Origin of the sequence: Reyranella sp. (assembly GCF_004296935.1) — a bacterium.
Lineage (GTDB): Bacteria > Pseudomonadota > Alphaproteobacteria > Reyranellales > Reyranellaceae > Reyranella.
In genome coordinates this window covers 1-21,964 of the sequence record NZ_SCVH01000140.1, presented here as the reverse complement: position 1 = coordinate 21,964, position 21,964 = coordinate 1, and the positions used below count along the sequence as shown (strand labels likewise).

Annotated in this window: 17 protein-coding genes; 6 read left to right on the top strand and 11 right to left on the bottom strand. The window is 65.4% G+C overall.

Features of this window, described 5'->3' with window-relative positions; all coding sequences use genetic code 11:
* From EPO55_RS19700 to EPO55_RS19680, 5 genes are all read left to right on the top strand, one after another.
* On the top strand, positions 1-3,015 hold a 3,015-nt coding region (locus EPO55_RS19700), incomplete at its 5' end, for an adenosylcobalamin-dependent ribonucleoside-diphosphate reductase (protein ID WP_296338880.1).
* Positions 3,016-3,445: 430 nt separating this feature from the next.
* The gene (locus EPO55_RS19695; protein WP_296338878.1) at positions 3,446-4,057 is read left to right on the top strand and encodes a TetR/AcrR family transcriptional regulator; all 612 of its coding nucleotides are present in this window, start codon (positions 3,446-3,448) and stop codon (positions 4,055-4,057) included.
* Positions 4,054-5,187 (top strand): efflux RND transporter periplasmic adaptor subunit, encoded by a 1,134-nt coding sequence (locus tag EPO55_RS19690; RefSeq protein WP_296338877.1) that lies wholly within the window; start codon positions 4,054-4,056, stop codon positions 5,185-5,187. Before EPO55_RS19695 ends, EPO55_RS19690 begins: the two co-directional genes overlap by 4 nt.
* 10 nt (positions 5,188-5,197) lie before the next feature.
* Complete coding sequence (locus EPO55_RS19685; RefSeq protein WP_296338876.1) at positions 5,198-8,311, top strand: efflux RND transporter permease subunit; 3,114 nt, start codon at positions 5,198-5,200, stop codon at positions 8,309-8,311.
* A gap of 54 nt (positions 8,312-8,365) precedes the next feature.
* Complete coding sequence (locus tag EPO55_RS19680) at positions 8,366-9,544, top strand: GNAT family N-acetyltransferase (RefSeq protein ID WP_296338874.1); 1,179 nt, start codon at positions 8,366-8,368, stop codon at positions 9,542-9,544.
* Positions 9,545-9,548: 4 nt separating this feature from the next.
* On the opposite strand, the gene EPO55_RS19675 is transcribed toward EPO55_RS19680, so the two are convergent.
* The 4 genes from EPO55_RS19675 to EPO55_RS19660 form a co-directional block, all read right to left on the bottom strand.
* Complete coding sequence (locus EPO55_RS19675; protein WP_296338872.1) at positions 9,549-9,725, bottom strand: hypothetical protein; 177 nt, start codon at positions 9,723-9,725, stop codon at positions 9,549-9,551.
* Positions 9,725-12,046: an ATP-dependent Clp protease ATP-binding subunit ClpA gene (clpA, locus tag EPO55_RS19670; protein ID WP_296338871.1), complete on the bottom strand. Its 2,322-nt coding sequence runs from the start codon at positions 12,044-12,046 to the stop codon at positions 9,725-9,727. The genes EPO55_RS19675 and clpA overlap by 1 nt, the downstream gene beginning before the upstream one ends.
* A 41-nt stretch (positions 12,047-12,087) precedes the next feature.
* Complete coding sequence (gene clpS / locus EPO55_RS19665) at positions 12,088-12,366, bottom strand: ATP-dependent Clp protease adapter ClpS (protein ID WP_296338882.1); 279 nt, start codon at positions 12,364-12,366, stop codon at positions 12,088-12,090.
* A 218-nt stretch (positions 12,367-12,584) separates the two neighbouring features.
* Entirely contained in the window at positions 12,585-13,298 is a 714-nt protein-coding gene (locus EPO55_RS19660; RefSeq protein ID WP_296338870.1) for a hypothetical protein, read from the bottom strand.
* A gap of 166 nt (positions 13,299-13,464) precedes the next feature.
* Here EPO55_RS19660 and EPO55_RS19655 point away from each other — a divergent pair, with 166 nt between their 5' ends.
* Positions 13,465-14,889, top strand: coding sequence for a D-alanyl-D-alanine carboxypeptidase family protein (locus EPO55_RS19655; RefSeq protein ID WP_296338868.1), 1,425 nt, complete (start codon positions 13,465-13,467; stop codon positions 14,887-14,889).
* Here EPO55_RS19655 and EPO55_RS19650 read toward each other — a convergent pair.
* The 7 genes from EPO55_RS19650 to fabF all read right to left on the bottom strand — a co-directional run.
* A complete protein-coding gene (locus EPO55_RS19650; RefSeq protein WP_296338881.1) occupies positions 14,858-15,292 on the bottom strand; it encodes a gamma-glutamylcyclotransferase family protein in 435 nt (144 codons plus the stop codon). The genes EPO55_RS19655 and EPO55_RS19650 overlap by 32 nt on opposite strands.
* Entirely contained in the window at positions 15,292-16,695 is a 1,404-nt protein-coding gene (pgmG, locus tag EPO55_RS19645; protein WP_296338867.1) for a phosphoglucomutase/phosphomannomutase PgmG, read from the bottom strand. Before pgmG ends, EPO55_RS19650 begins: the two co-directional genes overlap by 1 nt.
* A 28-nt stretch (positions 16,696-16,723) precedes the next feature.
* Positions 16,724-18,040: a UDP-glucose/GDP-mannose dehydrogenase family protein gene (locus tag EPO55_RS19640; protein ID WP_296338866.1), complete on the bottom strand. Its 1,317-nt coding sequence runs from the start codon at positions 18,038-18,040 to the stop codon at positions 16,724-16,726.
* A 4-nt stretch (positions 18,041-18,044) separates the two neighbouring features.
* The gene (gene galU / locus EPO55_RS19635; RefSeq protein WP_296338865.1) at positions 18,045-18,920 is read right to left on the bottom strand and encodes a UTP--glucose-1-phosphate uridylyltransferase GalU; all 876 of its coding nucleotides are present in this window, start codon (positions 18,918-18,920) and stop codon (positions 18,045-18,047) included.
* 82 nt (positions 18,921-19,002) lie between these two features.
* Positions 19,003-19,710, bottom strand: a complete 708-nt coding sequence (locus tag EPO55_RS19630) for a molecular chaperone DnaJ (RefSeq protein ID WP_296338864.1) — start codon at positions 19,708-19,710, stop codon at positions 19,003-19,005.
* A gap of 3 nt (positions 19,711-19,713) precedes the next feature.
* Entirely contained in the window at positions 19,714-20,748 is a 1,035-nt protein-coding gene (mltG, locus tag EPO55_RS19625) for an endolytic transglycosylase MltG (protein ID WP_296338863.1), read from the bottom strand.
* Positions 20,749-20,764: 16 nt separating this feature from the next.
* Positions 20,765-21,964: beta-ketoacyl-ACP synthase II (gene fabF / locus EPO55_RS19620; RefSeq protein ID WP_296338862.1), on the bottom strand; the 1,200-nt coding region annotated here is incomplete at its 5' end.

The window sequence follows — 21,964 nt, the reverse complement described above, 5'->3', positions numbered from 1 at the left end:
GGCTCCGGCACGGGCTCGAACTTCTCGGCGCTACGCGGCGAAGGCGAGCGCCTGTCCGGCGGCGGTCACTCTTCCGGCCTGATGTCCTTCCTCAAGATCGGCGACCGCGCAGCGGGCGCCATCAAGTCGGGTGGCACGACGCGGCGTGCCGCGAAGATGGTCACCGTCGACATCGACCATCCGGACATCGAGGACTTCATCGCCTGGAAGATGCTGGAGGAGCAGAAGGTCGCGGCACTGGTCGCGGGCTCCCGTCTGGCCGACCGGCATCTCAATGCCGTGATGTGCGCCTGTCTCGACACCGAAGTCGAGGGCAAGGCGGCGTTCGACCCCAAGCAGAACCCGAAGCTGCGCCGTGAAATCGTGGCGGCGCGGCAGGCGGAGCTGCCCGAGAATTACATCCAGCGTGTCATCCAGTTCGCCCGCCAGGGTTACCGCCACATCGAATTCCCGGCGTTCGACACCGACTGGCAGTCGGAAGCTTATATTTCGGTGTCGGGCCAGAACGCCAACAATTCCGTCCGCGTCACCGACGACTTCCTGCGGGCCGTCGAGGCCGACCGCGACTGGTCCCTGACCGCGCGCACGACCGGCAAGACGGTCAAGACCGTGGCCGCGCGCGACCTCTGGGATCGCATCGCCGAAGCGGCTTGGCACTCGGCCGATCCAGGTGTGCAGTACGACACCACGATCAACGACTGGCACACCTGCCCGGCGTCGGGGCGCATCAATGCCTCCAATCCGTGCTCGGAGTACATGTTCCTCGACGACACGGCCTGCAATCTGGCTTCGCTGAACCTGATGCGGTTCCGCCAGGCCGATGGCGCGCTCGACGTCGCGGCGCTGGAACACGCTGCCCGGCTATGGACAGTCGTGCTCGAGATCTCCGTGATGATGGCGCAGTACCCCTCGCGCACGATCGCCGAACTCTCCTACCAGTACCGCACGCTCGGCCTCGGCTACGCCAACCTCGGCGCCCTGCTGATGGCCTCCGGGCTCGGCTACGATAGCGCTCGCGGCCGCGCCATCGCCGGCGCTGTGACCGCGATCATGACCGGCGCCGCCTATGCGGCCTCGGCCGAGATGGCGGGGCTGATGGGCCCCTTCCCCGGCTTTGCCGCCAACCGCGATGCCATGCTCCGCGTCGTCCGCAACCATCGTCGCGCCGCCCATGGCGAGGCGGCCGGGTATGAAGGCCTGGCGACCGTGCCGGTCGCGCTGGATGCCGGCAATTGCCCGGACGGCCGGCTCGTCGCCGCCGCCCAGCGGGTCTGGGATCGCGCCCTCGACCTCGGCGAGCGCCACGGCTTCCGCAATGCCCAGGTCTCCGTCATCGCGCCGACCGGTACGATCGGGCTGGTCATGGATTGCGACACCACCGGCATCGAGCCCGACTTCTCGCTGGTCAAGTTCAAGAAGCTGGCGGGCGGTGGCTATTTCAAGATCATCAACCAGACGGTCACGCTGGCGCTGCAGACCTTGGGCTACGACGCCGAAGCCATTGCCCGTATCGTGGACTACGCCGTCGGGCGCGGCTCGCTCAAGGACGCGCCGGCCATCAACCACGAAACGCTGGCATCGCGCGGCTTCGATGCCGAGACGCTGACGCGCGTCGAGAAGGCCATCGTCACCGCCTTCGACATCCGCTTCGCCTTCTCGCGCTACACGCTGGGCGACGCCTTCTGCCGCGAGGTCCTTGGTCTCGACGAGGCCACGCTCTCCGACTCCAAGCTCGATGTCCTGGCCTGCCTCGGCTTCTCCAAGGGCGACATCGCGCAGGCCAACATCCACGTCTGCGGGACCATGACGCTCGAGGGCGCACCGGGCCTCAAGCGCGAACATCTCCCGGTATTCGATTGTGCGAATCCCTGTGGACGAGATGGAACACGCAGCTTGTCTGCGGAGAGTCATATACGCATGATGGCTGCAGCCCAGCCGTTCGTATCGGGCGCCATCTCCAAGACCATCAACATGCCCAATGAAGCTACGGTCGAGGATTGCCGCAAGGCCTATGAAATGTCGTGGAGGCTTGGCTTGAAGGCCAATGCGCTCTATCGCGACGGTTCCAAGCTTTCGCAGCCGCTCTCGGCGATGGCTCTGGGCGACGACAAGGCCGCCAACGACGACCTCGCCGAACTGTCGCCTGCCGCGCGGGCCCCGATCATTGCCGAGCGCATCATCGAACGGATCGTCGAGCGTGAAGTGCGCGCAGGCCGCGAGCGGCTGCCGCAGCGCCGCAAGGGTTACACCCAGAAAGCCAACGTCGGCGGCCACAAGGTCTACCTGCGCACCGGCGAGTACGAGGACGGCCGGGTCGGCGAGATCTTCGTCGACATGCACAAGGAAGGTGCCGCCTTCCGCAGCCTGATGAACAATTTTGCCATCGCGATCTCGATCGGCCTGCAATACGGCGTGCCGCTCGAAGAATTCGTCGAGGCCTATACCTTCACGCGTTTCGAGCCGTCTGGCCTGGTCGAGGGCAACGACGCGATCAAGATGTCGACGTCGGTGCTCGACTACATCTTCCGAGAGCTGGCGATCTCCTACCTCGGGCGCAACGATCTTGCCCATGTCGAGCAGGCCGACCTCAGGCCCGACGGCGTCGGCCGCGGCGAAGTGCAAGGCGAGTTGCCGGGCTCAGGGACGGACGCGGCCCAGGCGGCCGCCGCCGCCGTGAGCCGCATCGCCAGCGTCGGCTTCGTGCGCAGCAATCTTTATGTGTTGAATGGCCGAACGGCCGGCAGTGTCGCGATCGCCTCCGAGGCGATCGCCGCCGGCCCCGTGCCCACAGGACTGACGGACGGCCCAGCCGTCGCTTTGGCGTCCAACGCCCAGGCGGCCGTCGTCGGCGTCGCGATCGGAGAGGCAGCTTCTTCTGCCCTTGGCTTCGCCCTCGAGGCGAAGCTCAAGGGCTTTGAAGGCGATGCCTGTCCGGAGTGCGGCAACTTCACCATGGTCCGCAACGGGACGTGCCTCAAATGCACGACCTGCGGCGGCACCACTGGCTGCAGTTGACGTGTGTGACGAAGCGTACCCCGCGTAAGCCGAGGAACCCGCGGTTGGGAACCTCAATGCTAACCATAGGAGACAGTTATGGCTGCTAAGAAAAAGGCTGCTAAGAAGAAGGCTGCTAAGAAGAAGAAGCAGTAGACAGGAAAGGGCGTAGGCCAAAGTTTACTTTGGCCCCTCTAACCAAACGCCTTTCGGCTTCCGCGTGGGTGCCCTCACGGGCCCCACCGGAAGCCACCTTCAGAAGACGAGCATTAAATGCCAACGCGACGCCTCCGCTTGCGGAGGTGGAAAGGCGAAACTGAATAAGCGTCCGGCGACCTCGGTCTGCCGGACTCTTTTTTTGCCTGCCTTGAAGACGGCCATATTCCCCTCTACATAGCGGAATATGGATACTGACCAGTCAGTCAATACCACGTCATCACCGACCGAGACCTTGCCCCGCACGCGTCGGCCAGAGGATCGGGCGCCCGAGATTGCGCGCGCGGCGCTGGAGTTGTTCGTTACCCGGGGTTTTGCCGCCACCAAGCTCGAGGACGTGGCCAAGGCCGCCTCGGTCAGCAAGGGCCTTCCCTACCTCTACTTCAAGAACAAGGAAGAGCTGTTCAAGGCAGTGATCACCGAAGCCATCGGCGGTCCTCTCGCCGAGGCCTCCGACATGATCGACCACTTCCAGGGCACGAGCGAAGACCTGTTGCGCGAGTTGGTCCTGGGCTTCAGGGCCTTCGAGGAAAGTCCGGCCGGCGGCGTGGTGAAGCTGATCCTGGCCGAGGCCGGCAATTTTCCCGACGTGGCCCGCTTCTTCTGCGCCCATTTCGATCTGCGGGGACGCGAACTCTTCATCCGTGCACTACGGCGCGGCGTCCAGCGCAAGGAGTTCCGGCAAATCGAGGATATCGAGACCACGGCGATCATCCTCGCCCAGCCACTCGCCATGTTCTCCGTCTGGAAACGGTCGCTCGCGCCTTACGACCCGACCAACACGCTCAGCAGCGACCAGTTCTACGCCGCCTACCTCGATTTCATCTTCAAGGGGCTCCGCCCATGAGTAGCCGACGCACAATCCTGATCGCCGCTGCAGTGGCTGTCTTGGCTGTCACGGCAGGTGCCGTCGCCTGGAAGAGCGGCCGTAGTGTATCGATCCAGGCCGCAAGCGCACAGGCCGGCAAGGCGGCCGACCCGGTCATCGAACTAATCCTGCCCGAACTTCACACGATCAGCCCCCGCGGCCTGGTCGATACTGTTCGATTCACCGGCACGACCCAGCCCATCGACCAGACGATCGTGAAGGCGCGTGTTCCCGGACGCCTTGCCGAAGTGCTGGTGCGCGAGGGTGACCGTGTGACCAAGGGCCAGGTGCTGGCGCGCTTCGAAGCGGCCGAGCTGCAGGCCAAGGTGAACGAGCGGCGCTCGGCCCTGGAAGGCGCCCGCGCCGACGCCAGGTGGACGGCCCGCGACCGTTCGGACAAAGAATCGCTCGCCTCGCGCAACATCGTCTCGCAGTCCGCCGCCGACCAGGCGCGTGCCACGGCCGAGAACAGATCCTCGATGGTCGCCGTCGCCGAGGCGCAGCTCGAAGTCGCCATGAGGAACCTCGCAGACGCCCAGGTGGTCGCCCCCTTCGACGGCGTGGTCGGCGAGCGCCTCGCCAATCAGGGCGAGTCGCTGCCCATCGACGGCAAGATCCTGGCGTTGCTCGACACCAGCCATGTCGAGATCTCGGCCCAGATGCCGGCTGCGGACGTCGTGCGCCTGCGCGTGGACCAGCGTGCCGCCGTCACACTCGAAGGTTTCGGCGACCGCATCTTCGACGGCCGCATCACTCGCATCAGCCCGACGACCCAGGCAGGATCGCGTTCGATCCCGGTCTATGTCGAGATTGTCGACCGGCACGAAGGCCTGCGCGGCGGCCTGTTCGCCATGGGCACCGTGAACGTTAAGGAAAAGAGCCATGCCTTGGCCGTCCCCGCTTCGGCGATGCGCAAGGACGACCACGGCGACTTCGTGCTGGCCATCGAGAACGGCGTCCTCGTGCGCAAGCCCGTCGGCGCGGTGCGCACCTGGTCGCGGGGCGAATTGGTCGAGGTGAAGGGCCTGGACTCAGGCATGCAGATCGTCTCCGCGCCCCTGCCGGGCCTCCGGGCGGGGCAGAGGGTCAAGGTCATCGAGACCAAGTAGGCGCCCGGCGATGAAGCTCACCCAGATCGCCGTCGACAATCCGGTCTTCGCCACCATGATGATGGTGGCGTTGCTGGTGATGGGCCTGTTCTCGTACCGCCAGCTCGGCGTCGACCAGTTTCCCAATGTCGACTTTCCCATCGTCGTCGTCACGACCGAGTACCCTGGCGCCTCACCGGAAACGGTCGAAACCGAGATCAGCCGCAAGATCGAGGAATCGGTCAACGCGATCGCCGGGCTCAAGACGCTCACGTCGCGATCGCTTGAGGGTCGCTCGATCGTCGTCGCCGAGTTCGAGCTCTCGGTTCAGTCGTCCATCGCCATGCAGGACGTCCGCGAGAAGGTCCAGCAGGTCCGCGCCGCCTTCAAGCCGGAGATCAAGGAACCGCTGATCCAGCGCTTCAATCCGGACGACCAGCCGATCGTGTCGATCGCGGTGCGCTCCGACATCCGTTCGGTGCGCGACCTGACGACGCTCGCCGACCAGCTCATCGTCAAGCGCCTGCAGACCGTGCGCGACGTCGGGCGCGCCACCATCGCCGGCGGCGTCAAGCGTCAGATCAACATCGAACTTGATCCCGGCCGCATGCATTCTCTGCGGGTCGGCGTCAACGACATCATGCGGGCAATCCGGGACGAGAACCAGAATTTCCCCGCCGGCAACGTCGCGCGCGGCAACGACGACCGCATCATCGAGGTCACCGGCCGCGTCGCCGAGCCCGGCAACTTCGCCGACCTGATCGTGGCTCGCCGCGGCCTCGCCCCGGTCTACCTGCGGCAGGTCGCGACCGTGGTCGACGGCCAGCAGGAACTCGAGAGCGTTGCCACCCAGAACGGCGAGCGGGCGCTGGCCATCGATGTGGTCAAGACGCAGGGTTCGAACACCATTGAGGTCGCCCGCGGCGTACGCCGGGCAGTTGCCGATCTTCAGGCCGTCGTGCCGCCCGACGTCAAGCTCGAGATCGTGCGCGACAGCTCGCGCGGCATCCAGAACTCGGTCAGCAACGTCCAGCAGACGATGATCGAAGGCGGCCTGCTCACCATCGCCATCGTGTTCCTGTTCCTGCACTCGTGGCGCAGCACGGTGATCACCGGCCTGGCGCTTCCCATCTCCGTGTTCGGCGCCTTCATGGTGATGGCGGCGTTTGGCTTCACGCTGAACGTGCTGACTCTGATGGCGCTCAGCCTCGCCATCGGCATCCTCATCGACGATGCCATCGTGGTGCGCGAGAACATCATGCGCCATATCGGCTTCGGCAAAACACACCGCCAGGCCGCGATCGACGGCACCAACGAAATCGGGCTCGCGGTGCTGGCGACGACCTTCTGTATCGTCGCGGTGTTCCTGCCGGTTGCCTTCATGGGCGGCATCATCGGCCGCTTCTTCTTCCAGTTCGGCGTCATGGTCTCGGCGGCGGTGCTGATCTCTCTGTTCGTGTCCTTCACGCTCGACCCGATGCTGTCGAGCATCTGGTACGACCCGCAGGCGCACGGCACCGGCCGCTTCGCCCGGATCGTGAACGCGACGCAGGATCGCGCCAACAACCTCTACCGGGCGATCCTCGGCTGGTCGCTGCGCTGGCCCAAGATCACCCTGCTGATCGCGCTCGGCACCTTCGTCGGCAGCTTCGCCCTGCCGAAGTACATCGGCTTTGAGTTCGTTCCCCAGGCCGATCTCGGCGAGCAGGTCGTGAGCATCGAGACCCCGATCGGATCGTCGCTCGAATATACGACGGCCAAGCTCAATCAGGTCGATGCAGCGGTGCGCGAGATTCCCGAGGTCGCCTATACCTACGGCACCGTCAATACCGGCTATGCCAACGGCAAGAACCAGGCGAGCCTCTATCTCCGCCTGAAGCCCATCAAGGAGCGCAAGCGCTCGCCCGAGCAGCTCGCCCAGCCGATCCGCGAGCGCCTGGCCGGCATCCCCGGCGTGCTGGTGTCGATCAACATTCCGGGCGGCCCCGGCGGCGGTGTGCAGAAGCAACTCCAACTGTCGCTCCAGGGACCCGACACCGCCGTGCTCGACACGCTGTCGCAGGAGGTGATGCGCCGCGCCGCGGCCATTCCGGGCATCGTCGACCTCGACCGCAACCTGAAAGCTGCCAAGCCGGTGCTGTCGGTGCGGTTGCGGCGCGATGCTGCCTCCGACCTCGGCCTCGGCTCGGTCCAGGTGGCGCAGTCCCTGCGGCCACTGTTCGCCGGCGACGAGACGAGCCTGTGGCGGGCCCCCGACGGCGAAAACTACACCGTCATGGTCCGACTGCCGGTCGACGAGCGCACCGGCGTCGCCGACCTGCAACGCATCTGGTTCACCGCCGGCTTCGAGCCGACCGGCTTGCCACGGATGGTCCACATCGCCCAGATCGCCGACATCATCGACGACGTCGGCGCCTCCCAGATCAACCGTCGCGACCTCAACCGCGAGGTCCAGATAACCGCCAACGTCTCGGGCCGGTCGACCGGCGAAGCCAGCAGCGACCTGCAGAAGATCCTGGCCGAAACCAAGCTGCCGCCAGGCTACCGCTTCGTCTTCGGCGGCTCGACCAAGGACATGGCAGAAAGCGCCGCCTATGCCGGCCAGGCGCTGCTGCTGGCGGTCATCCTGATCTACCTGATCCTGGCCTCGCAGTTCGGCAGCTTCCTGCAGCCCATCGCCATCATGATGTCATTGCCGATGTCATTGATCGGCGTGTTCCTGGGGTTGTTGATCGCCGGCACCACGCTCAACATCTTCAGCGCCATCGGCTTCATCATGCTGATGGGCCTTGTCACCAAGAATGCCATTCTGCTGGTCGATTTCTTCAATCAGTCGCGGGCCCGCGGCACGCCGGTCAACGAGGCCTTGCTCGAAGCCGGCATGATCCGCCTCCGGCCGATCCTGATGACCACGCTTGCCATGGTGTTCGGCATGATGCCCCTGGCGCTGGGCCTGGGCGAAGGCGCCAGCCAGCGCGCGCCGATGGCGCATGCGGTGATCGGCGGCCTGATCAGCTCGACGCTCCTCACCCTGGTCGTCGTGCCGGTCATGCTGATCTACATCGACCGGATTGGCGCCTGGACCAAAAAGCGGTTCAGCCGATCCGCCGACGACGTCGCTCGAAGGCACAAACCAGCCGAGTAAGATTCCGAGGCGGTTTTAGGCTCACCCTGGCACGATTCACGCTATGCTCGGTTCATGCCGGATGACTCCCCGACGATCGGCCTGCGTGTCGCGGACACGCTTGCCGCGGTCGATCCTCTGCAATGGGATGCCTGTGCGCTGGCGCCGGGATCGGGCGGCAATCCGTTCCTGAGCTACCGTTTCCTGAAGGCCCTGGAGGACTCGAAGTCGGTCGGGTGGCGCACCGGCTGGCAACCGCAGTATCTGCTGGCTGAAGGCTCCGAAGGCGGGCTGCTGGGCGCGGTGCCACTCTACGTCAAAGGCCATTCGCAGGGCGAGTACGTCTTCGATCACGGTTGGGCGCAGGCCTTCGAGCGCGCCGGCGGCCGCTACTATCCCAAGCTCCAGGCCGCGATTCCGTTCACCCCGGTCCCGGGGCCGCGCCTGTTCGCGCGGCCGGGGCCTCTCGCCGACGGTGTGCGCGACGCAATGATCGACATGCTGGCCAAGATCGCCGGCGACAACGGCATCAGCTCGGTCCACGCCACCTTTTGCACGGAGACCGAATGGAAGCAGTTCGGCGAACACGGCTGGCTGCTGCGGCTGGGGCAACAGTTCCACTGGCGCAACGAAGGCTACAAGAGCTTCGACGACTTCCTGGCCGCCCTCTCGTCGCGCAAGCGCAAGGCGATCCGCAAGGAACGCGAGGCAGTGCGCCGCGAGGGCCTCACCATCCGGGCGCTGAGCGGCGACGACATCAAGCCCGAGCACTGGGATGCCTTCTTCGCCTTCTACATGGACACCGGCGGGCGCAAGTGGGGTACGCCCTACCTGACGCGTGCCTTCTTCGACATCCTGGGCAGCACCATGGCCGACAAGGTCGTGCTGGTCATGGCCGAGGCCGACGGCCGACCGGTCGGCGGCGCGCTCAATCTAAAGGGCGACGACACGCTCTATGGGCGCTACTGGGGTTGCCTGGAGAGCCATGCCTTCCTGCATTTCGAGGCCTGCTACTACCAGGCGATCGACTATGCCGTGGCTCACGGACTTCAGCGGGTCGAGGCCGGAGCCCAGGGCGACCACAAGATCCAGCGCGGCTATTTGCCGGTGCCGACCTATTCGGCGCACTGGATTCCCGACGCCGGCTTCCGTCGCGCCGTCGCCGACTACCTTAGCCGCGAACGCCCGGCAGTCGAGCAGGAGATCGAAGGGTTGATGCAGTACTCGCCGTTCAGGAAAGAGAACGAGAGCTGACCGCCTACTTGGCCATCATCACGCCGAAGAAGAACACGACGAAGAAGACAAGCGGCTCGGTGAGCCCCGACAGGCCATAGGGAATCTGCCAGCCGGACTTGTCGACGATCGTGAGCAATGCCCAGAACACCGCGGTGGCGATCACCGCGGCGCGGAAGGCGAGCCAGAGAGGCTTGACCATTACTGTGCGAGCACCGGTTCCTGGTTCGCCGGCGGCAAGGCGCCGCGTTCAGGCGGCAGGAACTCGAAGACGAGCTTGGCCGAATCGCCCTGCCCCTCGACGTCAACCCGCACCGTGCCACCGGTAGAAAGCTTACCGAACAAGACCTCCTCGGCCAGCGGCTTCTTGATGTGCTCCTGGATGAAGCGGCCGAGCGGCCGGGCGCCGAATGTCTTGTCGTAGCCCTTTTCGGCCAGCCAACGGCGGGCGCTGTCACTCAGTTCGATGAAGACCTTGCGGTCGGCAAGCTGGACCTCGAGCTCGGCCACGAACTTGTCGACGACTCGGCCCATAGACTCAGGCCCAAGGCTTGCGAACTTGATGATGGCGTCGAGCCGGTTGCGGAATTCCGGAGAGAACATCCGGTTGATGGCATCGTCGTCCTCGTCGTGCCGCTGCTCTCGGCCGAAGCCCAGCGCCGGCTTCGCGATGTCAGCGGCGCCGGCGTTGGTCGTCATGCACAGGATGACGTTGCGGAAATCCACCGTCCGGCCGTTGTGGTCGGTGAGCTTGCCGTAGTCCATCACCTGCAGCAGGACGTTGAAGACGTCGGGATGCGCCTTCTCGATCTCGTCGAACAGCACGACGCAATGGGGATGCTGGTTGACCTTGTCGGTCAGCAGGCCGCCCTGGTCGAAGCCGACATAGCCCGGTGGTGCGCCGATCAGGCGCGAGACGCTGTGGCGTTCCATGTACTCCGACATGTCGAAGCGGATCAGCTCGAGCCCGAGCAAGCGCGCGAGCTGGCGGGTCACTTCAGTCTTGCCGACGCCGGTCGGGCCGGCCAGCAGATAGCTGCCGATCGGCTTCTCCGGTGCGCGCAGGCCGGCGCGCGCCAGCTTGATCGAGGCGGCGAGATGCTCGATTGCCCGGTCCTGGCCGAACACCACGGTCTTGAGATCGCGGTCGATGTTGCGCAGCAGTTCTGCGTCGTCCTTGGACACGCTCTTGGGCGGGATGCGCGCGATCTTGGCGACAATCTCTTCGATGTCCGTCACCTCGATCGTCTTCTTGCGCAGATCGGCAGCCACCAACATCTGGGCGGCGCCGACCTCGTCTATCACGTCGATCGCCTTGTCGGGCAGCTTGCGGTCGTGGATATAGCGTGCCGACAGCTCTACCGACGCCTTGATGGCGTCGTCGGTGTAGAGCACATGATGATGCTTCTCGTAGACCGGCTTCAGCCCCCGCATGATCTCGATCGCATCCGAGACCGAGGGCTCGGCAACGTCGATCTTCTGGAAGCGACGGACCAGGGCGCGGTCCTTCTCGAAGTGGTTGCGGTATTCCTTGTAGGTCGTCGAGCCGATGCAGCGCAGCTCGCCCGACTGCAGCGAAGGTTTCAGGAGGTTCGAGGCATCCATCGAGCCGCCCGACGTGGCGCCGGCGCCGATGATGGTGTGGATCTCGTCGATGAACAGCACCGAGTTGGGCTTCTTCTTGAGCTCGCTCAGCACCGCCTTCAGCCGCTCCTCGAAGTCGCCGCGATAGCGCGTGCCGGCCAGCAGGGCGCCCATGTCGAGCGAGTAGATCACCGACTCGCGCAGGACTTCCGGCACTTCGCCATCGACTATCTTGCGCGCCAGCCCCTCGGCGATGGCGGTCTTGCCGACACCGGGCTCACCGACATAGAGCGGGTTGTTCTTGGTGCGGCGGCACAGGACCTGGATGGTGCGCTCGACCTCGTACTCGCGACCGATCAGCGGGTCGACCCGGCCGTCGCGCGCCTTCTGGTTGAGATCGACGCAATAGGCCGCCAGGGCCTCGTTTCCCTGCTTGGCCGCGGCATCGCCGCCGCCCTCCTCCTCGGAGCCGCTGACCCGGCGGGTGCGGGCGCGGCCCGGAACCTTGGCCTTGCCATGGCTGATGTAGTCGACCGCATCGAGCCGGGTCATACCCTGGTTCTCGAGGAACGACACGGCGTGGCTGTCGCGCTCGGAGAACAGGGCGACCAGGACATTGGCACCCGTCACCTCGTTGCGGCCCGACGACTGGACGTGGACGGCGGCGCGCTGGACGACGCGCTGGAAGCCGGCGGTCGGCAGCGGCTCGCTCGGTGTCTGGGTGACGATGCCCTTGAGACGGTTGTCGACGAAGGTCTCGAGATCGTGCCGCAGGCGATCGATATCGACGCCGCACGATTTGAGAACCGGCATCGCGTCCTCGTCTTCCGTCATCGACAGAAGCAGGTGCTCGAGCGTCGCATATTCATGTCGGCGCTCGCCGGCCAGGCCGAACGCGCGGTGAAGAGACTTCTCGAGGTTCTTGGACAGCATGGACATCGGACCACCCTCGACGGAAAAACGAACTACTCTTCTACGAACTACTCTTTCTCCAAGGTGCACTGGAGAGGGTGCTGGTTCTTGCGGGCGTAATCCACCGTTTGCGTCACCTTCGTCTCGGCGATCTCGTAGGTATAGACACCGCAGATGCCGACGCCCTTCTGGTGGACGTGCAGCATGATCTGGGTCGCCTCGTCGCGATTCTTCTGAAAGATGTGCTGCAGCACGTCGACGACGAACTCCATCGGCGTGTAGTCGTCGTTCAGCATCAGCACCTTGTACATCGACGGCTTCTTGGTCCGCGTCCGGGTCAGCGTCAGCGCCCCGGTCCGCCCGTCATTGTCGCCGTCCCCGTCGTCGCGGCGCGGCGGCTGCTGCGGCGGGCCTCCCGGCGGCTCCCCGCCCGGTGGCTCCTTGGGCCCACCCAGCCGATCGCCCTCGAGGCGCCATTCGCATGCGGTACGCGCAGAGACCATCGTCCGGTTCAAACTCCTGATGAAGACGCCCTCCAATTATATAGGGAGCGTAAGCGCTTTCGCTACCTCGGCCTCAGCCCATCCTTCCCCACCACGAGCATCCAGCGATTGGCGGTGCCGGCGTGATACATTGGGGCATTCCAGTCGCGGCGGAGATTCGACGGTTCCAGCTTGCGCGGCCGGTTGACCGGCACCGGCACGGTATCCCAGGCGAAAAGCCGTTCCGCGAACCTCACATTGGCGAAGCCGTCGGTCGGGTAGTGATAGGCTTGGAAGCCCCAAACGCCGTTGCGGCAGGAGGCGACCGTCCACCAGAAGTCGTTGTCGGGCAGCCTGAGTCCATCGCGCGGCGGGCCGAAGGCAGCACTTGCCTCCAACAACCCCACGAGTTCCCGGGTTTCGTCGACGCTCAGAAGGCGCTCGCCACGCTTCATGCTCCACGGGCTGAGCACGTCGGCGGCATTGCCGATCACCAGATTGCTGACATTGCCCTGATCGGCCAGCACGCCGATGTTCATGCCGGCGATGCCGTCCGGCTGCAGAAAGATCTCGTATGTCCGGACCTGCTCGTCGTAGAGGGCGTTGTAGATTAGGCGGACGCGATTGCGGCCACCGGGCTTGCAGGCTTCCCGGATATCCTTGGCGCCGACGTAGGCGAACCAATTGAAACTGCGGGCGATCGGCTGTTCGACGTTGCGGTCCGCCCGCTGCGCCGACGCGCCGCCGGCGGCTGCAATAAGCGCCACCCCGACCGTTGCCGTGACCATCCACTTCATCGTAGGCCATCCTATATCGTTCGATGCAGTTTCCGAACCAACTTGGGCGGGAGCACGGCGGGGAAAGTTGCATAACCCCACAAACTTTAGTAATCTCCGAGGAATTGCCCCTAACACGTTGGCGGGGCACAAGAATATTGACATAAATGTAATGGCATAACTGGCGATGACTTTTCCCCTCAAGTGCATCGCGGTCGGCCTTTCCCGGCTGGCCGTCGGCCTTCTTTTTGTTGGTGCAATTGCCGCCCCGTCGACTGCCGATGCCCAATCGGCCTCGACGAAGCGCGCCGCGCCGCCATCCAAGGCGCGTGCCGCCGCCAAGGCCATTGTCCACAACCCCTCGCCGTGGGTGCCCAACCCCTCGGTCTCCGGCAAGACCGCCTACCTGATCGTCGATGCGACCAGTGGTCGTGAGATCGCTTCCGATCAGGCTGATGAATTGCGCCATCCGGCGTCACTCACCAAGCTGATGACGATCTACCTCACCTTCTCGGCGCTCGACTCCGGCCGCCTGGCGCTGGGCGACGCCCTGCCGGTGTCGTCGAATGCCTTGAATGCGCCGCCGACCAAGATGGGCCTGACGCCCGGTGGGTCGGTCAACGTGCGCGATGTCACGATGGCCCTCGTGACCCGATCGGCAAACGATGCGGCGGTCGTCCTGGCCGAGGCGCTGGGCGGCGACGAGCCGACTTTTGCCCGCCTCATGACCCAGAAGGCACGTCAGCTCGGCATGAGTTCGACCGTGTTCCGCAATGCTTCCGGCCTACCCAATCGCGAGCAGGTCACGACCGCGCGCGACCTCGCCCGCCTCGCCAACGCCCTGATGCGCGACTATCCGCATTACTATGCGGTGTTCTCCGTCCAGAGCTACACCTACCGCGGACGGCCGCTCGACAATCACAATCGCATGCTCGGCAGCTACGATGGCGCCGACGGCCTGAAGACCGGCTACACCGCCGCCTCCGGCTTCAATCTCGTGATGTCGGCCATGCGCGACAACCGGCGACTGATCGGCGTCGTAATGGGCGGCGAGAGCGCCAGCCGCCGTGACCGCCTGATGGCCGAATTGATGGACCGCGGCTTCGCCAGCGCCCAGGCCATGGGCGTCTCGCCCTGGACCTCGATCCGCAAGCCGCCCTCGGCCCGCTACAGTGCCGCCCAGTTCGTTCCGGGTGCCGTCATTCAGGAGGCCCCGCGTGCTGTTGCCGTGGCCAAGGCCGAGCCGCCACCCCCGCCCGCAGCGGCGCCCCAGGCCGCAGCAAACCGGGTCGCCGGCCCGGCCGTTCCCGCGCCGCCCGAAGCGGAAAATCGCTCGCTCGGAAGCTGGGTTATCCAGGTCGGGTCGTTCAACGAGCCGCAATCCGCCCAACTCGCCTTGGAGCGCGCCTCCACCGCCCTGCCCAGCGCCACGCGCTCGACCGCCGCGGCGACCATCGACGAGATACAAATGGCGAGCAAGGTCTTCCATCGTGCCCGTCTGACCAATCTCTCGCAGGAACAGGCGGTCGATGGCTGCAAGCGCCTCGAGAAGCAGAAGATCTACTGCTCGCCGCTGCAGATCACTGCCTGGAATACACCGGGCGCCCGCTGAAGGCGCGGCGCAGCCGCTGCACGAATGCACGCTTGTGGCGGCGCTGCCAGAGCGCCAGGTCCCAGGGATCTTGGCTCGGCTGCAGGCGACTGACCACCGGCTCAAACACCGTTACCGTCTCCAGCTTTCCGTGCGAACGAACCCTTAACGGGACGATCCGGTAACCCGGCCCCTCGTAGACCGTTAGATGCTCCACATCGCGGGCACTCAAGCCTCCGACGATCACTCCCGGCACCTCGCCGCGTGGATCGGGAATGACCACAGGATAGCTGGCGCCCTTGGCCCGCCGCCGCGCATGCCCCGGCAGACTGGCAGGCACATAGGCATTGGGCGGCAGCCGCCGTCCGAGAACGACCGCGGCGACGTCATGATCGAGAAGCGTGCCGTAGAAGAAGAACCGCATCAATGATGGCCGCCCGAAGCATCGTCGGGCAGGCTGACGCCGCTCGCCGCCAGAGCCGCCTTGAGGTCGACCATGAGCCGCTGGAGGCCCGCCTCGTCGGCGGCCTCGCAGCGGGCCACCAGCACCGGCTGGGTGTTCGAGGCGCGCAGCAGCCACCAGCCGTCCGCCGTGCTCACGCGCACGCCGTCGATGTCGGAGAGTTTGGCACCGGCCTTCAGCAATCGCGCCTTGACCTCATCGACGACGCCGAACTTGCGATCGTCGGCACAATCGAACCGCAGTTCCGGCGTGTTCACCGGCTGCGGCAGGGCATCACGCATGTCGGCCAGGCTTTCTCGGGCGTTGGCCACGATGTTGAGCAGACGCAGGCCGCAGTAGAGTGCGTCGTCGAAGCCGTAGAAAGTGTCGGCAAAGAAGACATGGCCGCTCATCTCGCCCGCAAGCGGCGCGCCGATCTCGGCCATCTTGCTCTTGATCAGCGAATGGCCGGTCTTGAACATCATCGGCTTGCCGCCCGCCTTGGCGATCTCGTCGAACAGGACCTGGCTTGCCTTGACGTCGGCGATGATGGTGGCGCCGGGATGGGTCTTCAGCACGTCGCGCGACCACAGCACGAGGAGCTGGTCACCCCACAGGATACGCCCCTTGCCATCGACGGCGCCGATGCGGTCGCCGTCGCCGTCGAAGGCGATGCCGAGGTCGCAGCCGCGCTTCTTGACCTCGGCAATGAGCTGCTCGAGGTTCTTCGGCACTGTCGGGTCGGGATGATGCGAGGGAAACGTGCCGTCGACCTTCTCGTTCAGCACGAAATGCTCGCCCGGCAGTTTGTCGACGACGGCGCGGATCGAAACGCCCACGGCACCGTTGCCGGTGTCCCAGGCGACCTTGAGTTTCTTGCCCGGCTTCACGTCCCTCAGCAGCCGCGCGGCATAGTCAGCCAGGATGTTCTTCTTCTCGGCCTTGCCCTGCCCGCTCTCCCAGTCGGCCTTGCCTGCCATCGCGCCCAGGGTCTGGATGTCGGCCCCGAAGAACGACTTCTTGCCCATCATCATCTTGAAGCCGTTGTAGTCCGGCGGATTGTGCGACCCCGTGATCATGATGCCGCCGTCGGCATCGAGGTGATAGACGGAGAAGTAGAGCATGGGCGTCGCGGCGAGGCCGATGTTGGTGACGTTGATGCCCGCCAACGTCAGGCCCTCGATGCAGGCCGCCGCGAGTTCCGGCGAGCTCAGTCTGCCGTCGTATCCCAAGGCGACATGCTTGCCACCCTTGCGGCGGACCAGGGTGCCGAGCGTCCGGCCGATGGCGCGTGCATCCGCAGCATGCACCGTGCCGCCCACGATTCCGCGAATGTCGTACTCGCGCAGGATGCTGGGGTCGAACTTGTGGGCCGTCTGGCTCATGAAATGACTCCGGAGGAAACGTTGATGGCTAGGTGCGCGGCTGGGGACGGCCGATCCCCTCGTAGGCAAAGCCCAGGCCGCGCATTTCGTCGGGATTGAAGATGTTGCGCAGGTCGACGATACGGGGCTGGCGCATCGCCTCCTTGAGGCGTCTGGGATCGAGGCCACGGAACTCGTGCCATTCGGTGATGACCACCAGCACGTCGGCGTCGCTGGCTGCCTCGTAGGCGGTCCTGGCAAAGGTGACGCCCGGCAGCATGCGGGCAGCCTCCTTCATTCCTTCGGGGTCGAACGCCACGATCTCCGCACCGGCGGCCATCAAGGCCGGCACGATGTCGAGCGAAGGCGCATCGCGCATGTCATCGGTATTGGCCTTGAAGGTGACGCCGAGCACGCAGATCCTGAGGCCCGCCACCGAGCCGCCACAGAAATCGATGACTTTCTTGGCCATCCGCTTCTTGCGCGCGTTGTTGACCTCGATCACCTGCTCCACGATCGTCTGCGGCGCATCGGCCTCGCGCGCGGTGTAGGCCAGCGCCAGCGTGTCCTTAGGGAAGCACGATCCGCCGAAGCCCGGGCCCGGATGGAGGAACTTCCGCCCGATGCGGCCATCGAGCCCGATGCCGCGCGCCACATCGTGGACGTCGGCGCCGACCTTCTCGCAGAGATCGGCGATCTCGTTGATGAAGGTGATCTTGGTCGCGAGGAAGGCATTGCCGGCGTACTTGGTCACCTCCGCCGTCTCGATGTTGGTGAACACCATCGGCGTCTGGATCAGGTTGAGCGGCCGGTAGATCGCCGCCATCACGTCGCGCGCGCGCTGACTCTCGACACCGATGACCACCCGGTCGGGCTTCATGAAATCCTCGATCGCCGCGCCCTCGCGCAGGAACTCCGGATTGGAGGCGACGTCGAAGTCGGTCGCCGGCCGGGCCTCGCGGATGATGCGCGCGACCTCGCGACCGGTCCCGACCGGCACCGTCGACTTGGTGACCACGACGGTATAGCCGCGGATCGCCTCGGCGATCTCCGCCGCCGCGGCGTAGACGTAACTCAGGTCGGCGTGACCGTCGCCGCGCCGGGTCGGCGTGCCAACAGCAATGAACACGGCATCGGCATTCCCCACGGCATCGGCGAGGTTGGTGCTGAAGTCGAGACGGCCGGCACGCATATTGTCGGTCACGAGCTTGTCGAGGCCCGGTTCGTAGATCGGCATCTCGCCCTTGCGCAACCGGGCGATCTTGTCGGCGTCCTTGTCGACGCACATGACGTCATGGCCGAACTGGGCGAAGCACGCGCCGGACACGAGTCCGACATAGCCGGAACCGATCATGGCAATGCGCATGTCGTCAGCCTTTCATCAAGCGTTCGATCAAGGCAAGGCTCTCGGCCTTGGTGTCCGTCCGGCGCAGCGAAATGGCGACGTTGGCCTCGAGGAAACCGAGCCGGGTACCGCAATCGTAGCGCCGCCCGGTGTAGCGCAGGGCGTGGAACGGCGAATGGCCAATCATCTTCGCCATGGCGTCGGTCAGCTGGATTTCGCCACCGGCGCCGGTCTCGTGGCGATCGAGATGATCGAAGACCTCAGGCAACAGCACATAGCGTCCGATCAGCGCCAAGGTCGATGGCGCTTCCTCGGGCCTGGGCTTCTCGACCATGCCGGTTATCTCGGCCAGCCCGTTCTTTTCCGCTTTCACAGCGGCGATACCATAGCTCTTGGTCTGCTCGCGCGGCACGTCCATTACGGCAACCACGCTGCCGCCGGTCTTCTCGTGCGCCTGGGCCAGTTGGCCGATGCAACTCGGCGTATCGAGCGTGAGCTCGTCCGGCAGCAAAACCGCGAATGGCTCGCGACCGATCCAGTGGCGCGCGCACCACACCGCATGGCCGAGGCCGAGCGGCTTCTGCTGGCGCGTGAAGATCGCATTGCCCGGCTTGATGGTGGCGCCTTGGGTCTCGGCGAGTTCGGGCGCCTTCTTGCGCTGCTCCAGGGTCATCTCGAGCTCGTAGGCGTGATCGAAGTGATCCTCCAGCGCAACCTTGTTGCGACCACTGACGAACACGAACTCGTCGATCCCCGCTTGCAGGCATTCCTCGACGGCGTACTGGATGAGCGGCCGGTCGACGACCGTCAGCATTTCCTTCGGCATCGCCTTGGTGGCGGGCAGAAAGCGGGTGCCCAGTCCGGCGACCGGCAGAACGGCTTTGCGGACACGCTGCGCCATGCTCATCGACCTCGTTCATCGGCAGGATATTGTGACGCGAAGGGTGGCGGTTGATGCCATGGTGATGCAGGCGCTGGCAAGGTCATCCCCCGAGCAGGACGTCCTTGGCCCGGTTGATCCGGGCAGCCAGATCGGCGCTTCCACCGACGTCCGGATGCATACGCTGGATCAGACGGCGGTGGGCGGCCCGGACCTCGTCTATCGTGGCGCCTTCGGCCAGTCCCAGGACAGCCAATGCCTCGTCGCGTGACATGTCGCCACGAGGGCCCGACGGCGGCGGACGGCGGGCGTTGCGCCAGTCTCCGCCCAGCCGGCGATCGAGGTAGGATTCCAGGACTTTCAGGGAGTCGGGATCGGACGCACATTCGGCATGCAAGCCGAGCAGATCGCTGTCGGAGAGTGAATCCAGTGTCCGGCCGGCGAAGCGGCCCGACAACACCGTGCCGCCGACGTCACCGGTGGCGTGGTCGATCCACGCCTGAAGAAACGCGGTGCGAACCTCGGTCCGCTGCCCGGTGCCCGGCGAGCTGAACCCGCCGGACGGCCGGTGACGCGCCGCCCGGGCAATCAGGGCCGCGATCACGACTCCCGCCAGACCCATCAGTTCGGGCAGCAGACCGGGCAGAAACCTCAATCCGAAGATCAGCAATCCGCCGACACCTATGGCGCCCAGGACGACGAGGATCGGCCGCAACAGGCGAGCCAATGTCGAAGGATTGGCCCTCAGGAACCAGGCGATACCGAAGGCCACAGCCGCCAGCACGATGAGCGCCAGGAGGATCGCCGGCATGGCTCACTGCCTGACGGGCGCCGGTGCCTGCTGCGCCGGCGGCTGCGACTGCGACTGTTCCAGGCGTTCGCGCTGGATTTCGCGCCAGCGTGCGACGTTGCGATTGTGCTCGGGCAGCGTCATGGCAAAGGCATGCCCGCCCTGTCCGTCGGCGACGAAGTAGAGCGAGCGGTCGCGCGCCGGATTGGTCGCCGCCACGATCGACGCACGGCCGGGATTGCAGATCGGCCCCGGCGGCAAGCCGGCAACGAAGTATGTATTGTACGGCGACGTCGACTGCAGGTCGACGCGCGTCAGTTCGCGATTGAGCGGCGCCTTGCCTGCGGTGAGGCCATAGATCGTCGTCGGATCGCTTTCGAGCTTCATTCGGCGTCGCAGCCGGTTGATGAACACCGCCGACACCCTGGCCCGCTCGGCCGGAATGGCGGTCTCCTTCTCGATGATCGACGCCAGCACCAGAGCCTCTCGACGGTTCGCCAGCGGCAGGCCTGGGGCACGCTTGCGCCAGGCCTCGTCGAGGGTCTTTTCCATTGCCTCCTTCATCCGCGACAGAAGTCCGTCCCGTGTGTCGTCGCGCGAATAGAAGTAGGTCTCTGGCAGGAGGTCACCCTCCTTGAGGTCGAGCGTGATCTCGCCGCTCAGCGCCTCGGTCTTGCGCACCAGCTCGATGACCTCCGCCGTCGTCACGCCCTCCGGCACGGTGAGGCGGCGCTGAACCACCTTGCCCGACTGCAGCAGGTCGACCAGGGCCCGCATCGAGGTGTGCGCAGGGACCTCGTACTCGCCGGCCTTGATCGGCTTGGGGGCGGGATCGATCATCAGCGCGATACGGAACAGCCGGGTGTGGGCGATCACGCCCTCCTCCTGCAGCACCTTGGCCATGGTCACCGGGCCGGCGCCGCGCGGGATCACGACGTTCTTGGTCTTGTCCAGGGGGCCAGGAGCGTTGAGCAGCGTGTGCCCCAGGAAGAGGGCGCCACCCATCAGTGTCGCGAACAGCGCGACGAAAAAGAGAACCCAACGGAAGTAGCTGAGCACCCTCAGCCTCCGGCGATCAAACCGGGCCGAAAATCAACGACGCGTTGGTGCCGCCGAAACCGAACGAGTTGCTGAGGACATGGCGGACCTTGCGCTGCTTGGCCTGCTTCGGCACCAGGTCGATGTCGCAGCCTTCATCCGGCTCGTCGAGATTGAGCGTCGGCGGCACGATCTGATCGTTCATCGACTTGATCGCATAGATCGCCTCGATGGCGCCGGCCGCACCCAGCAAATGGCCGGTGGCCGACTTGGTCGACGACATCGAAAGCTTGTACACGTCTTCGCCGAAGGTCCGCTTCACGGCGCCGAGTTCGATGGTGTCGGCCATGGTCGACGTGCCGTGGGCGTTCACGTAGTCGATCTGGTCGGTGTTGATCTTGCCGCGCTTCAGCGCCGCCTTCATGGCACGCATCGCGCCGTCGCCATCCTCGGAAGGCGCCGTGATGTGGTAGGCGTCACCCGAAAGGCCATAGCCGATGATCTCGGCGTAGATCTTGGCGCCGCGCTTCCTGGCGTGCTCGTATTCCTCGAGCACCACGCAGCCCGCACCCTCGCCCATGACGAAGCCGTCGCGCTTCTTGTCCCACGGGCGCGACGCCTGGGTCGGCGTGTCGTTGAAGTCGGTCGAGAGCGCCTTGCAGGCGTTGAAGCCCGCGATGCCGATACGGCAAATCGCAGCCTCGGCGCCGCCGGCCACCATGACGTCGGCATCCTCGAGCTGGATGAGTCGCGCTGCGTCGCCCAAGGCGTGGGCACCGGTGGCGCACGCAGTGACGACGGAATGGTTGGGCCCCTTGAAGCCGTACTTGATCGAGACCTGGCCGGAAACGAGGTTGATCAGGGCCGACGGGATGAAGAACGGGCTGACCCGGCGCGGTCCGCGCTCCTTGAGCACCAGCGATGTCTCGTAGATGGTCTGCAGGCCGCCGATACCGGAGCCGATCATGACGCCGGTTCGGGTAAGGCCTTCCTCGTCCTGCGGCTTCCAGCCCGAATCCTCGACCGCCTGTTCGGCGGCAGCGAGGCCGAAGACGATGAAGCGGTCGAGTTTGCGCTGGTCCTTGGGCGCGATGTAGCTGTCGACGTTGAAGTGACCGTTGGCCTTGTCGCCCAGCGGCACTTCGCCGGCGATCCGGGTCGCAAGATCAGACGTGTCGAACGCCTGGATCGAGCGGATTCCCGACTCGGCAGCAATCAGCCGCCGCCAGTTGGTGTC